General features: G+C 61.7%; 13 protein-coding genes. 5 read left to right on the forward strand and 8 right to left on the reverse strand.

What is annotated here, in order from left to right; all coding sequences use genetic code 11:
• Positions 1-164 precede the first annotated feature (164 nt).
• The 3 genes from ACMVPR_RS18655 (at position 165) to ACMVPR_RS18665 (ending at position 2,282) form a co-directional block, all read left to right on the forward strand.
• Positions 165-653, forward strand: coding sequence for a twin-arginine translocation pathway signal (locus ACMVPR_RS18655; protein ID WP_416884094.1), 489 nt, complete (start codon positions 165-167; stop codon positions 651-653).
• A gap of 17 nt (positions 654-670) precedes the next feature.
• Positions 671-1,285, forward strand: a complete 615-nt coding sequence (locus tag ACMVPR_RS18660) for a ferric reductase-like transmembrane domain-containing protein (RefSeq protein WP_416884095.1) — start codon at positions 671-673, stop codon at positions 1,283-1,285.
• 64 nt (positions 1,286-1,349) lie between these two features.
• Entirely contained in the window at positions 1,350-2,282 is a 933-nt protein-coding gene (locus tag ACMVPR_RS18665) for an aldose epimerase family protein (RefSeq protein ID WP_416884096.1), read from the forward strand.
• 138 nt (positions 2,283-2,420) lie between these two features.
• On the opposite strand, the gene cueR is transcribed toward ACMVPR_RS18665, so the two are convergent.
• The 7 genes from cueR to ACMVPR_RS18700 all read right to left on the reverse strand — a co-directional run bounded on the left by cueR (position 2,421) and on the right by ACMVPR_RS18700 (position 9,399).
• Positions 2,421-2,813 (reverse strand): Cu(I)-responsive transcriptional regulator, encoded by a 393-nt coding sequence (gene cueR, locus ACMVPR_RS18670; RefSeq protein WP_416884097.1) that lies wholly within the window; start codon positions 2,811-2,813, stop codon positions 2,421-2,423.
• The gene (locus ACMVPR_RS18675) at positions 2,810-5,266 is read right to left on the reverse strand and encodes a heavy metal translocating P-type ATPase (protein ID WP_416884098.1); all 2,457 of its coding nucleotides are present in this window, start codon (positions 5,264-5,266) and stop codon (positions 2,810-2,812) included. The genes cueR and ACMVPR_RS18675 overlap by 4 nt, the downstream gene beginning before the upstream one ends.
• Before the next feature lie 95 nt (positions 5,267-5,361).
• The gene (locus ACMVPR_RS18680; RefSeq protein ID WP_416884099.1) at positions 5,362-5,814 is read right to left on the reverse strand and encodes a hypothetical protein; all 453 of its coding nucleotides are present in this window, start codon (positions 5,812-5,814) and stop codon (positions 5,362-5,364) included.
• A gap of 214 nt (positions 5,815-6,028) precedes the next feature.
• Positions 6,029-7,216, reverse strand: a complete 1,188-nt coding sequence (gene rlmN, locus ACMVPR_RS18685; RefSeq protein ID WP_416884100.1) for a 23S rRNA (adenine(2503)-C(2))-methyltransferase RlmN — start codon at positions 7,214-7,216, stop codon at positions 6,029-6,031.
• Positions 7,217-7,342: 126 nt separating this feature from the next.
• Complete coding sequence (locus ACMVPR_RS18690) at positions 7,343-8,386, reverse strand: permease (RefSeq protein ID WP_416884101.1); 1,044 nt, start codon at positions 8,384-8,386, stop codon at positions 7,343-7,345.
• Positions 8,387-8,401: 15 nt separating this feature from the next.
• On the reverse strand, positions 8,402-8,719 hold the full coding sequence (locus ACMVPR_RS18695) for an ArsR/SmtB family transcription factor (protein ID WP_416884102.1): 318 nt from the start codon (positions 8,717-8,719) through the stop codon (positions 8,402-8,404).
• A 146-nt stretch (positions 8,720-8,865) separates the two neighbouring features.
• The gene (locus ACMVPR_RS18700) at positions 8,866-9,399 is read right to left on the reverse strand and encodes an invasion associated locus B family protein (protein ID WP_416884103.1); all 534 of its coding nucleotides are present in this window, start codon (positions 9,397-9,399) and stop codon (positions 8,866-8,868) included.
• Between the two features lie 172 nt (positions 9,400-9,571).
• Here ACMVPR_RS18700 and ACMVPR_RS18705 point away from each other — a divergent pair, with 172 nt between their 5' ends.
• Positions 9,572-10,570 carry an asparaginase gene (locus ACMVPR_RS18705; protein WP_416884104.1) on the forward strand — a complete coding sequence of 333 codons (999 nt, stop codon included), beginning with the start codon at positions 9,572-9,574 and terminating at the stop codon, positions 10,568-10,570.
• Here ACMVPR_RS18705 and serB read toward each other — a convergent pair.
• On the reverse strand, positions 10,542-11,432 hold the full coding sequence (serB, locus tag ACMVPR_RS18710) for a phosphoserine phosphatase SerB (protein WP_416884105.1): 891 nt from the start codon (positions 11,430-11,432) through the stop codon (positions 10,542-10,544). The genes ACMVPR_RS18705 and serB overlap by 29 nt on opposite strands.
• Before the next feature lie 296 nt (positions 11,433-11,728).
• Here serB and ACMVPR_RS18715 point away from each other — a divergent pair, with 296 nt between their 5' ends.
• The gene (locus ACMVPR_RS18715; protein WP_416884106.1) at positions 11,729-12,883 is read left to right on the forward strand and encodes a phosphoserine transaminase; all 1,155 of its coding nucleotides are present in this window, start codon (positions 11,729-11,731) and stop codon (positions 12,881-12,883) included.
• The last annotated feature ends 75 nt before the right edge of the window (positions 12,884-12,958 follow it).

Here is a 12,958-nt window from a genome sequence, read left to right on the forward strand (position 1 = left end):
GATCCTGCGCTATGGTCCCTGCAAAATCCGAACTTGAGGTTCACGAAGCCGTGGGTTCGCTTTTTTGAGACCATCGTGGGGCCTAGTTTCGGTATCATAGACAAAACGACGACAGGCGTGCATGCGATACGCATTACGCCTTCAGACCGCAGAGGAGGCTAGACATGACGATCTCCAAGCTCACCCGCCGTACGCTTGTAACGACTGGCGCAGCGGCCCTTGTTACAACCGCCAGCGGGTTGATGGTTCCCGCCCGCGCTGCGGGATTGGCACCAACACCCACAATGCGTGGTGGGTCGAACAATTACCGCCCCGGTGCGCCCATCGTAGACAGGATTGGAGGCGGCGGGTTCTGGATGACCGGAACTGTGCGCCGCGCCGGGGATGGGGCCCCGTTGCCGGGTCAACGCATCCAGATCTGGGCACATACGACCGAGGGGCATGAGCGCGATTGGCACAGCCATGGCGCGACCCTGACAAATGCCAAGGGGGAGTTCCGTCTCGAAATGCCGCAGATCGTCCCGGCGTTTGGTCAGGCGCATGGCCATCTTGCCTTTGACGGGGACGGTTTCGAGACCGTGTTTCTGCGTCCTCTGATGGCCAGCCCGCGAGATACCAGCCTGAGCGCCCATTTCGTCCTGCAGCCGATCTGATCCACGGATCGGTCGACATGCCGGAACTGCGCGCGACCCTGATCTGGGTTCTGCTTGGCGCAGCGATCCTGGTGCCCTGTGTCTGGGCGCTGACCAGTGATCTGCTGCAATGGCGCGATCCGATCTACATCGTGGCGGGGTTTGCCGGGGTGGCCGGGATGACCTTGCTGCTTTTGCAACCTTTGCTGGTCGGGGGTCATCTGCCCGGTTTGAGGGGAATGCGGGGGCGCAGCCTGCATCGCTTCATCGGGGCCTTTCTGGTTCTCGCTGTCGTTGTACATGTTGCAGGACTTTGGATCACCAGCCCTCCCGATGTGGTCGACGCGCTGCTGTTCGTTTCACCGACACCGTTTTCGACATGGGGCGTGATCGCCATGTGGGCGGTGTTTGCGGCGGCCCTGCTTGGCCTGTTGCGTAGACGGTTCGCGGCGCGGTTGCGACTGTGGCGTGTGTTGCACAGCGCCTTGGCCTGCGTGATCGTGATCGGCACAGTCGTGCATGCGGTGCAAATCGACGGCACCATGGAGACCGTCTCAAAATGGCTGCTTTCGGGATTGGCCCTGATTGCGCTGGGTCGCGTGATCCTGGATCGCCGGGTCTGGACGGTGCTGAGCCTGTCCCGCACGAAGTGAGTCACTGCAGGTACGGGTTGACGCTGCTCGGTCGCTTCGGTCAGGTGCGCTGCAGGAGGGCCCAATGGACCAGATTACGACACATGTGCTGCGGGACGCCGATACCGAGATAAAGGTCTTGTCTCTGGGCTGCGCCGTAATGGACTGGCGTGTCAGGGACATTCCCGTTGTGCTTGGTTACGCAGAGCCGGAGCATTACCGTCAGAACCCGGCCTGGATGGGAGTGATCTGCGGCCGCGTGGCGAACCGGATCGCGCAGGCGCGGTTCGTGATGGACGGTGTGGCATATGCCCTGCCGGTCAATAACCCGCCGCATCACCTACATGGTGGACCGGGCGGAATCGGCAAACGCAACTGGCAGATGTCGCCTGAGGGCGATCGTGCCGTGGAACTGCGCTTGGTTTCGGACAACGGCGATCAGGGCTATCCCGGAAAAGTGGACTTCCGCGTTGTCATGCGGTTGGAGGGTGGGCGTCTGACCTGGGAGATGGACGCGCTGCCCGACCGGGTGACGCCGATCAACCTTGCGCAGCATCTCTACTTCAACCTGATGGGGCAGGGGACAGTGGCCGATCATACCCTGACGGTCGCCGCGGATCGGTATACGCCCAATGGCCCGGATCTTGTGCCTGTCGGCCGGATAGATCCGGTGCAGGGCACGGATTTCGATTTCCGAACACCTGTCCGCCTTGGTGACGGTGAGGGTTGGGACGGGAATCTAATTCTGACCAAGGGTGCGGGTCCGGCAGCCAGAGTGGTGGCGCCGAATGGTCTTGGACTGCGCCTGTGGACCGACCGACCCGGATTGCAGGTCTACACGTCGAACACGCTTGCCCCTGCCCTGCCCAAAGGCCCCGGCGCGGCTCATGGTCGGTTTGCCGGGCTTTGCCTTGAAGCGCAGGATTTTCCGAACGCGGTGAATGATCCTGCGTTCGGGTCGATCCTGTGCTCCCCGGATGCCCCGTATCGACAGGTGACCTCCATCGAGATCGGCTAGGTCCGGGCAGGCGATGCGTCGACGCATCGCAGCTTTCCGTTCACGGAATGCCGCCAGCGGCAGCGGCGCGCGGTGTCCAGATGTTTCGGACCGTGTCGACCTTGCATGACGTATTTGGAAAGAGAAGAAGCAGGCAGATCAATGCTGTCCCGTCGCCAGATCGCTGAGGATCGGGCAATCGGGGCGATTGTCCCCGGCACAGCTTTTCACAAGGTCGGACAATGTGCGGCGCATCGATTCCAGATGCGCGATCTTGTCTTCGATCTTGGCCAGATGCGCTTGGGCGAGGTCCTTCACATCCGCACTGGCGCGGGTGTCGTCTTCGTAAAGGGCCAGCAATGTGCGGCAGTCTTCTATGGTGAAGCCTAGGGCGCGGGCGCGACCCAGAAAAGCCAGCTTGTGCAGGTCACTCTCGCGGAACACACGGTAGCCGTTGGTATCCCGCAGAGGCGTGATGAGGCCGATGTCTTCGTAATAGCGAATGGTCTTGGGCGGCAGGCCGGCTTTCTGAGCCACGTCTCCGATATTCACGCCGGTGCCTCCGTGTAGCGCGGTGTGGGCAGGTCTTCCTGCACGGGCGCGATCTTGCGCAGGCGCAGGGCGTTGGTCAGGACAAACACGGAACTCAGCGCCATCGCGCCCGCGCCCAGCATCGGCGAGAGCAGGATGCCAAAGGCTGGGTAAAGCACACCGGCTGCGACCGGAATCAGCGCGGTGTTGTAGGCAAAGGCCCAAAAGAGGTTCTGCCGAATGTTGCTCATCGTGTGCTTTGACACGTCGACCGCGTTCACGACGCCGGACACCCGACCGGAGGACAGAACAATGTCGGCCGCTTCGATCGCCACATCGGTGCCGGTGCCGATGGCCAGACCGATGTCGGCTTCGGCAAGGGCGGGGGCGTCGTTGATCCCGTCGCCGACAAAGGCCACCGTGCCGAACTGGTCGCGCAGGGTCTTGATCGCATCGACCTTGCCATCGGGGCGGACGCCCGCTGTGACGTGGTCAATGCCCAGCTGGTGCGCGATGGCATTGGCTGCCGCAGCGTTGTCGCCCGAGATCATCGCGACCTTGAGACCTGCCGCGTGCAGTGCGTCTATGGCGGGTCTTGCGCTGGGTTTGATCTGGTCGGCCACAGCGAAGACGGCGAGGGCTTTTCCGTCACGGGCAAGGCAGACAAGGCTTTGGCCTTTCTCGGCGAACCGCGCGATGCTGTCCTTGAGAGGAGCGGTCTTCACGCCGTGATCCAACAGGTGCTGCTCTGACCCCACGAGCACAGTCTGCCCACTCACCGATGCGATGAGACCCGATCCGGGGATCGTCTCGCTGTCCGTGACATCGGGAAGATCGGTGGGCGCAGCCGACAGGATGGCGCGCGCAATGGGGTGGTCCGATCCCTGTTCCACCGCGGCGGCCAGCCGGAGCATCTCTGCCGCATCGCAACCGGGGGCAGTGTACTGATCGGCGAGAGTCGGGCGCCCTTCGGTCAGGGTGCCGGTCTTGTCGAAGGCCACAACCTTGGCGCTGTCGAGCCGTTGCAGCGCATCTCCCTTGCGGAAGAGCACGCCCAGTTCGGCAGCACGTCCTGTGCCCACCATGATGGAGGTTGGGGTCGCGAGCCCCATGGCGCAGGGGCAGGCAATGATGAGCACGGCAACTCCGGCCACCAGTGCGTATCCCAGCGACGGCTGCGGCCCGAAGGCCAGCCAGATGGCCACGGTGATCGCCGCGATGCCAAGTACGACGGGGACGAAGATGCGCACCACCTTGTCGGCCAGCGCCTGTATCGGCAGTTTCGCGCCCTGAGCGGTCTGGACCATGTCGATGATGCGCGCCAGCACCGTGTTCGCACCGACCGCCGTCGCGCGGTAGATGAGCGCCTTGCGTCCGTTGATCGTGCCCCCGGTCACGCTGTCATCTGTTGTTTTTGCGACGGGTACCGGTTCGCCTGTGATCATCAATTCATCGACATAGGAATCGCCCTCGATCACGACGCCATCGACCGCGATGCGTCCGCCGGGCAGCACCTTGATCTCATCGCCGACGGAAATCTCGGACAGGGGAACTTCGGTAAAGACCCCATCCCGTGACAGCAGAACAGTGTCAGGACGCAACCCGATCAGGTGCCGAATGGCAGCGCCGGTGCGCCCTTTCGCGCGGGCTTCCATCCAGCGGCCAGCAAGGATCAGTGTGACAATCACGCCGGCGGCTTCGAAATACACGGCACGGGTGCCATCGGGCAGGAGCGCCGGGGCAAACGTGGCAATGGTTGAATAGCTCCACGCCGCGAGCGTCCCAAGGGCCACGAGGCTGTTCATGTCCGGGCTGCCCTTGGCCAGGAGCGGCAATCCGATACGGAAGAACCGACGCCCCGGCCATGCAAGAACCAGTGTGATCAGAAGGAATTGCAGCACCCAAAAGCTCTGCATCCCGATGCTGCCCATGATCGCGTGATGCAGCGGCGGGTAGAGGTGGCCACCCATTTCTGTCAGAAAAACAGGCAGCGTGAGTGCTGCGGCGATCATCGTGTCGCGGCGCAGCGGTTCGATTTCGGAAGGTGGTTCCGACTGGGTGTCGTTGTCGACCGCTTTGGCCGGATAGCCTGCGTCCGTCACCGTTTGGGCCAGCGCGTCGATGTTTACTGCGCCATCCAGCACACGGACACTTGCGGTCTGCGTGGCGAGGTTCACATTTGCGGACAAGACACCGGGCATCGCCTCGAGCGCGCGTTCAACGCGGCCCGTGCAGGAGGCGCAGGTCATGCCTTCGATGGACAGGCGGTGGGTGGCTTCGCGTGCAGGGTAGCCCGCCCTCTTTAGAGCGGCGCGCAATGTTTCGGGCGAAGCGGTTCCTGTAACCTGCGCCATGTGGTTGGCGATGTTGACGGACGCCTCAGACACGCCGGGGGAGGCTGCCAATGCGCGTTCGGCGCGGCCTGCACAGCCTGCGCAGCTCATGTTGTCGACGGCGAAACGAAGCGTGGTCATGTGGGAATCCTTGTGGTTCAAGGATCAGATAGGGCTTCCAGTCGCTGGAAGGTCAAGGGGGCAGGTCAAGAAATCATGCGGCAGGAGCTGGACGCCTAGTTCAACGGGCTTTTTGCAGCCGGTGCAAAAATCCGCGCCCGGCATTCTTCGCACAAGAGCGGCAGGCCAAACCGCGACGCCGCGCAGAGCAGCGGAAGAAGAGCATTGGGGGCTACGAGAAACCCAGCCTCGGCCAACGCAGCGTCGCGCCTTTGTTCCGTTGACGCCATCACGAAACGCGCCAAGGCGGCTTCGTCGGGCGACATACCCTTGGTCTCCATGGGCATGATCGTCAGGGGACGCCAGCCGTGTTTCTCCAGCAACTGAAGCATCTGTTCGAAGGCTTGCAGACAGGATTTCGCGCGGGCCTCTCCCATCGAGGTTTTCAGATCATCCCACATCTCAGTTTGCGCGTCCAAATTGGTGTTCCATGCACGAAGAAGCGCAATCACGCGGATTTCGGCGGAACGCAGGTCATCGTCCGGCAGAAGAATGTGAGTGTGGTGCATGGGCGAACCTTGTTGGATCGGGTTTGGACGCGGTGAGCTAATACCTAATTAAAACAATCAGGATTATTCCTTCATAGAGGAACGAGCCTTGGGCAATCAAGGCGAATGATGGGGTCTTGGTTCAAAAATCACGAAAACCGGCTGTTTTGTTGATCAAATGACCAATTGCCCGGCTACCGCCGGACGTGCCCAACACAGATTACTGCCTCTTGGGTTAGGAAATCCCGCTTTCCGCCGCGATCTGCGCCTTGGACTTGCGCTCGCGTTCGGTGGCCGACTTCAACTGACCGCAGGCTGCCATGATGTCTTCGCCGCGCGGGGTGCGGATCGGGGACGCGTAGCCGGCCTTGTAGATGATGTCGGCAAAGGATTCGATGCGCGACCAGTCAGACCGCTGGTAGGGCGCACCGGGCCATTCGTTGAACGGGATCAGGTTGATCTTGGCCGGGATGCCCGAGATCAGTTTGACCAGACGGCGGGCGTCAGCGTCGCTGTCGTTCACGTCCTTGAGCATCACGTATTCAAACGTGATCCGTTCGGAGTTCGATTTCTTCGGGTACTCCCGCAGCGCGTCCAGCAGCGTTTCGATGTTCCAGCGCTTGTTGATCGGCACCAGCATATCGCGCACTTCGTCCGTGGTGGCGTGAAAACTGACAGCGAGAAGGCAACCGATTTCCTCGGCCGTCTTGGCAATCTCCGGCACAACGCCAGACGTGGACAGCGTGATACGGCGGCGCGACAGGGCGATGCCCTCGCCGTCCATCGCGATCTTCATCGCGTCGCGCACGTTGTCGAAATTGTAGAGCGGTTCCCCCATGCCCATCAGCACGATGTTGGACAACAGGCGCGGGCCGTTTTCACCGGTGCCGACACCGGGTTCGGGCCATTCGCCCAGATCGTCGCGCGCGAGCATGACCTGCCCGATGATTTCCCCGGCGGTCAGGTTGCGAACCAGTTTCTGCGTGCCTGTGTGGCAGAAGGAACAGGTGAGCGTGCAGCCCACTTGGGACGAGATGCAGAGCGTGCCTCGGTCGGTTTCGGGGATGTAGACCACCTCGACCTCGTGACCACCTGCGATGCGGACGAGGTATTTGCGGGTGCCATCCGCCGAGAACTGTTTCGACACGATCTCGGGCAGGGCGATTTCGAAATGCGCATCAAGATCAGCGCGATAGGCTTTGGCGAGGTTGGTCATGGCGTGGAAATCGCGCACGCCCCACTGGTAGACCCATTGCCAGATCTGACCCGTCCGCATCTTGGCCTGCTTTTCCGGCGTGCCCATGGCGATCAAGGCGTCGCGCAGCTTGTCGCGGGTCAGGCCGACAATATTCGTCTTGCCCCCTTCCGGCAGTTTGCGGGGGATGGTCAGAACGTCTTGCGTGATCGGTGCAGAGCCGGTCATGGGGTCAGCCTTTCTCGAAAAGAGATGGGCCACATATAGGATTCTTTGGGCTTTGCCAAAGGGGAATGCGGGGGAAAGGCTCTTGTAAGAGCCTTGGGAAGCGTCTTCGAAGACGCTTCCCTGAGCCTAGATCATCGTCCAGCCCTGATAGGCCAACCCGATCAGGAATGCGCCGCCCAGCGAGATGGCGATATAAAGCGTGAACACCCGGGGTTTGACCAAGGCCCAGACCGCAATGGCTGCGGGCAGCGATGTCACGCCCCCGGCCACAAGGAATGCAAGGCCTGCGCCCTGTGCCATGCCCTGCTCCATCAGTCCGCTGATCAGCGGCAGGGCTGCATAGCCGTTCAGATAGGCGGGCACACCCACAACCGTTGCGATGGCGATGGGGCCAATGCCGGTGCCGCCAAGAACAGAGGTGATGGTTTCCGCCGGGATATAGGCCAGCATCAGGCTTTCCAGCAGGAATGCCAGTGTCAGCCATTGCGCGAGGAACAGCGTGGTTTTCAGCGCCTCCTTGCCGAACTTCTCAACCCGGTCAGCGTGATCCCAAAAGCGCCAGACGACAGGCTTGGGGTTGCGGATCTTGGCCGATCCGCAGCCGCCATTGCCCACACCTTCGCGCAGGGCGTCATGCAGGACATGGCTGCCAGCTAAAAAGTACACGATGAAGCCACCCGCGACGCCAAGGCCAATCGCCGCCAGAGTCTTGGCCACCGCAAATTCAAACCCAAGCACCCCAGAGGTCAGCAGGAACATCGACGGGTCCATCACCGGTGACGCCAGCCAGAAGGCCATCACCGCCGACAAGGGCACGCCCATCGTCAAAAGTGCGGCGATCAATGGAATGACGCCGCAGGAACAGAAGGGCGACAGACCACCCGCCAGCGCGGCCAGAAAGATCATCAGCGCGGGCGATCCGGTAAAGGCGCGGGCGATCAGGTTGTCGGCCCCGGTCGCAACTGCCCATGCGGCTATGCCGATGGACAACAGAAGGTAGGGGCCGGTTTTCACAAGTGCCTGAACCACAAACCCAAGGCTTTCCTGGGCCTGAGAGGGCGATATCAGGGCGACCAGCATCAAGAGGATACCCGAGGTGATCCACACCTTCTGCTTCTTGATCGCGATCCAGGTCTGGTTCGGCGGGGCGTTCGATGAGAGGTCGGCCATTCTGTATGTCCTTGATTACGCGGCGTCGGTGTCGGCCTTTGCGCCAAACCCCGTGCAGCATTCGTCCGACAGGAAGCCAATCACGTTGTTCATCCTGTCGAAATCGACCGTGTTGATCACTTCGCGTCCCTGTCGCGTCTGTGCGACCAATCCGGCGTCGACCAGCATCTTGAGGTGATGTGCTTGGGTCGAGGCAGGCAGGCCAAGGTGTTCGGCGATCTGGCTGACTGTCAGACCGGAATGCCCGGCCTTGACCAGAACGCGGAAAATCTGAAGCCGGGCTTCATGGCCCAAGGCCGACAATGCGCGCGCGTGAAGTTGGATCTGATTCATGAAACTATAAAACTAGAAATGTAGTTTTGTTGCAAGGACCAAATTTCAGCGGTGAAAGAAAAAGGTCGGACACACCGGCCCGACCTGCCAAAATACCGACATCGATATGAAGGGGCCAAGACAGATCGCCCTGCCTCGCCGATGGCTTACCCGCCGGAACAGCGCTTTTCCGCGTCTTCGACCGCAGCGGTGAACCCCAAAAGCGAAAACGTGTCCTTGGTCGTGGTGCCCCGTGCCGAACGCGCCGTAATCACCGCATCAGCCCCGCGTTTCATCGCGGTGACGATCTTGGAATCGTCCTGTGGTGTGGCGGGCCATGCCCATTCGCCTTCGGTGAAAAACTCGAACTCGGTGCCGCTGATGTTGACATTGACCGTCGACCCCGGCGCAAACGGATAGCCGCCGGTAAAGGCCACCTGGCCCTGCACTTCGGCACCCGGACGGTAGAACACCATCAACAGGATTTCGCCGCGCGTCACGGCCACGACGCGTCCGTCCTTGGTGTTCACGCTTTCCTTGTAAGTCGTCACCGCCCAGCATTCGCGCGGATCCTGTCCTTCGAACACGCTCCAGTCGGTAATGGCATTCACGCGGTTCGTGCTTGTTTCCTGCGCCGCGCCCATACCTGCCGTCACCAGCGCCACCGCACCGATCACTGCCCCGCCAATCCATGAATTCATGCGTCCAGCCTCCAGACTGTCCTTAGCCTCAACTCGTTTGTTTGCCACAGTATGGGGTTAACCCCCCTTATGTCACTGCAACTTTGCCCTCGACGGCGTCAGAATAGCCTGATTTATGGGGATCTTTAAAGCCCAATTGGCAGTTTTTTGCCCAACCCTAGAGGAGCAACCCATGGCACAGCCTGCTGCTTTGGCCGAGGTCTGGCGCGGCCCGTTTCTCGAAAGCCACCATAGCGGTCACGCGGTGATTTGTGACGGATCGGGGCAGATCGTTTCTGCCTGGGGGGATCCTGACGCTGTCGTGCTGCCGCGCAGTTCGTCGAAGATGATCCAGGCGCTACCTCTGCTGACATCCGGCGCGGCTGATGCGCGGGGACTGACGACCGAACAGTTGGCCTTGGCCTGCGCGTCGCATCAGGGGGCGAAGATCCATGTGGAGCGAGTGAATCGCTGGTTGGCCGATCTGGGTCTGTCCGACGATGCGCTGTGCTGTGGGCCGCAGGTCAGTCGCGACACCGATCTCAAGCTCGAAATGATCCGCGCGCACGAGTCGCCCTGCCGTGTTCATAACAACTGTTCCGGAAAACACGCGGGCTTCCTGACCCTGACCAAGCATCTTGGCGCGGGTCCGCACTATGTCGACCCTGAACATGCGGTTCAGAAAGCCTGCCTTGAGGCGTTCGAGACGGTCACGGATCAGACAAGTCCGGGCTTCGGCATCGATGGCTGTTCGGCACCCAATTTTGCGACCACGATGCACGGTATGGCCCGTGCGATGGCATGGTTTGCGACTGCCGCGCAGCGCTCCGATACGATGAGTACCGCTGGGGCGCGGCTGGTCGAGGCGATGCACACCCATCCCGAACTTGTCGCTGGCGAAGTCCGGGCCTGTACGCGGCTGATGCGGGTTGCCAAAGAGCCGGTTGCTCTCAAGACGGGTGCCGAGGGGTACTTCATCGCCATCCTGCCGACGCGGGGGCTGGGTGTGGCAGTGAAAGCCGCCGATGGTGCGACCCGTGCCGCGGAATGTGCGATTGCTGCGATCCTCGTGAAGCTGGATGTGCTCGACGCCGACAATCCCGAAGTCAAAGCCTTCCTGACTCCGACCGTTCACAACTGGGACGGTCTGGTGACCGGCGAGATCAGGCCAGCGCCGGGGCTTCTGGCGTAACGAAGTCGGCGCGGCCGTAGCCCTGCAGGAACAGCAGGGCTGTCAGATCGCCGTGGTTGATGCGCAGCTTGGCTTGTGCCTGCACGCTGGGCTTGGCGTGCAGCGCAACCCCGGCACCGGCCCGTTGCAACATGCCGAGGTCATTGGCCCCGTCGCCCACGGCCAGCACGTCGGCCTCGGTGATCCCCAGTCGCGCTGTGATCTCTTCCAGCGCCGTCACTTTGGCTTCGCGGCCAAGGATCGGACGCGATACATCACCGGTCAGCGTGCCGTTTTCGACAAGCAGTGTGTTGGCGCGGTTTTCGTCAAAGCCAAGCGTTGCGGCCACCCGCGAGGTGAACGCAGTAAACCCGCCCGATACAAGCGCGGCATGCGCCCCGTGCGACTTCATGGTTGCCAGCAAGACAGGGCCACCGGGCATGAGGGTGATGCGTGTGGCAAGAACGTCGTCGATCACCGACTCGGGCAGCCCTTTGAGAAGTGCGACCCGTTCGATCAACGCACCTTCGAAATCCAATTCCCCATTCATGGCCCGCGCGGTGATCGCTTTCACATGCGCGCCGACGCCAGCCACCTCGGCCAGTTCGTCGATGCATTCCTGCTGGATCATGGTGCTGTCCATGTCGGCCAGCAGCATCTTCTTGCGCCGATTCGCGCTGTGCTGGATCGCCAGATCGACGCCCTGATCCTGAAGCGCCGTCCAACTGGACTCGGCGGTGTCGGGCACCGAGGGCATGTCGAATTCCGCCGCTTCGTCCGGGGACAGCCAGACCAGATCACCGCCGCCCCATGCGTTGCGCAGCGCTTCGGCAAGCGCGGAATCAAGGGTTCCCGGACGGGCAATCAACGTGGCTGTGAACATAAAGAGACTCCAGGCAGGGTAGGCGGCGATGTACCGACGGTCCGGAAAAAAGACCAGTCAGAAGTACGGCACAGACCTCTACTTCTCTTTCCAAATTCGCCCGGTCTGCGCCACCAGCCGTCGCGACCTATGGGGAACTGACCAAAGTTTCCGATCCGCAACAGGTGCCGCAAAGGAAATGACAAATGCGCCGCATTGGTCGCATTTTCCGACTTGCTTGGCTCACGACGCCCGCATAAACGCAGCAGCGGGACACCCCTCCCCAACGAGGGGCGCTTATCTGGAAGGATAGCATAATGGCTATTGCACAACCGGCAACGCGGCCGGCTAACCCGCGTTTCTCCTCTGGCCCCTGTGCCAAACCCCCCGTTTACAAACTCGAAAATCTCGCCGACGCGCCGCTGGGTCGCTCGCACCGCGCTGGTGTCGGCAAGGCCAAGCTGAAAGCCGCGATCGAAGAGACACGCGCACTTCTTGGCGTGCCCGCCGACTACAAGATCGGCATTGTTCCCGCGTCCGATACCGGCGCGGTTGAAATGGCGATGTGGTCGCTTCTCGGCGCCCGCAAGGCCACCATGGTCGCTTGGGAATCCTTTGGCGCTGGCTGGGTCACCGACGTTGTGAAACAGCTCAAGATCGACGCCGAGGTGAAGACTGCAGACTACGGACAGATCGTCGATATGGCGACAGTCGATTACGACACGGATGTCGTGTTCACATGGAACGGCACCACCTCCGGCGTGCGGATGCCCAACGGCGACGCGATTCCGGCGGACCGCGAAGGCCTGACAATTTGCGACGCCACATCAGCGGCCTTTGCGCAGGACCTGCCGTGGGACAAGCTCGATGTCACGACCTTCTCCTGGCAGAAGGTGCTGGGCGGCGAAGCGGCGCACGGGATGCTGATCCTGTCCCCGCGTGCGGTCGAACGGCTCGAATCCTACACACCGGCATGGCCGATGCCCAAGATTTTCCGCATGACCAAAGGCGGTAAGCTGATCGAAGGCATCTTTGTTGGTGAGACCATCAACACGCCCTCCATGTTGGCGGTGGAGGATTACCTGCTGGCGCTCGATTGGGCGCGGTCGGTTGGTGGCCTAAATGGGCTGATGGCGCGGGCGGATGCCAACGCCAAGGCTGTCTGGGATTTCTGCGAGGCCAACGACTGGATCGCCAACCTTGCCGAAGACCCGGCAACGCGGTCGAACACGTCTGTTTGCCTGAAGTTCACCGATAACCGGATCACCGATGGCGCGGCATTCGCCAAGGCGGTCGCCAAGCGGCTCGAGGCCGAAGGCGTCGCGCTGGACATCGGGGCTTATCGTGACGCGCCTGCTGGTCTGCGGATCTGGTGTGGTGGCACGGTCGAAACGGCGGACATCGACGCGATGCTGCCGTGGCTCGATTGGGCGTTCCACGCCGAGATCGAAGCGCTCGCCCAAGCGGCCTGACATATGCCGGGCTGAAGCCCGGCTTCCCCAAAATGCGTAGGGCGGGCGTTTGCCCGCCACTCTTCCCATATTTTC

The organism is Marivita sp. (genome assembly GCF_048006345.1).
Lineage (GTDB): Bacteria > Pseudomonadota > Alphaproteobacteria > Rhodobacterales > Rhodobacteraceae > Marivita.

Coding starts and splice junctions, on each gene's coding strand:
- ACMVPR_RS18655 (WP_416884094.1), top strand. CDS start 165: ATGACGATCTCCAAGCTCACCCGCCGTACGCTTGTAACGACTGGCGCA.
- ACMVPR_RS18660 (WP_416884095.1), top strand. CDS start 671: ATGCCGGAACTGCGCGCGACCCTGATCTGGGTTCTGCTTGGCGCAGCG.
- ACMVPR_RS18665 (WP_416884096.1), top strand. CDS start 1,350: ATGGACCAGATTACGACACATGTGCTGCGGGACGCCGATACCGAGATA.
- ACMVPR_RS18675 (WP_416884098.1), bottom strand. CDS start 5,266: ATGACCACGCTTCGTTTCGCCGTCGACAACATGAGCTGCGCAGGCTGT.
- ACMVPR_RS18680 (WP_416884099.1), bottom strand. CDS start 5,814: ATGCACCACACTCACATTCTTCTGCCGGACGATGACCTGCGTTCCGCC.
- rlmN (WP_416884100.1), bottom strand. CDS start 7,216: ATGACCGGCTCTGCACCGATCACGCAAGACGTTCTGACCATCCCCCGC.
- ACMVPR_RS18690 (WP_416884101.1), bottom strand. CDS start 8,386: ATGGCCGACCTCTCATCGAACGCCCCGCCGAACCAGACCTGGATCGCG.
- ACMVPR_RS18695 (WP_416884102.1), bottom strand. CDS start 8,719: ATGAATCAGATCCAACTTCACGCGCGCGCATTGTCGGCCTTGGGCCAT.
- ACMVPR_RS18700 (WP_416884103.1), bottom strand. CDS start 9,399: ATGAATTCATGGATTGGCGGGGCAGTGATCGGTGCGGTGGCGCTGGTG.
- ACMVPR_RS18705 (WP_416884104.1), top strand. CDS start 9,572: ATGGCACAGCCTGCTGCTTTGGCCGAGGTCTGGCGCGGCCCGTTTCTC.
- serB (WP_416884105.1), bottom strand. CDS start 11,432: ATGTTCACAGCCACGTTGATTGCCCGTCCGGGAACCCTTGATTCCGCG.
- ACMVPR_RS18715 (WP_416884106.1), top strand. CDS start 11,729: ATGGCTATTGCACAACCGGCAACGCGGCCGGCTAACCCGCGTTTCTCC.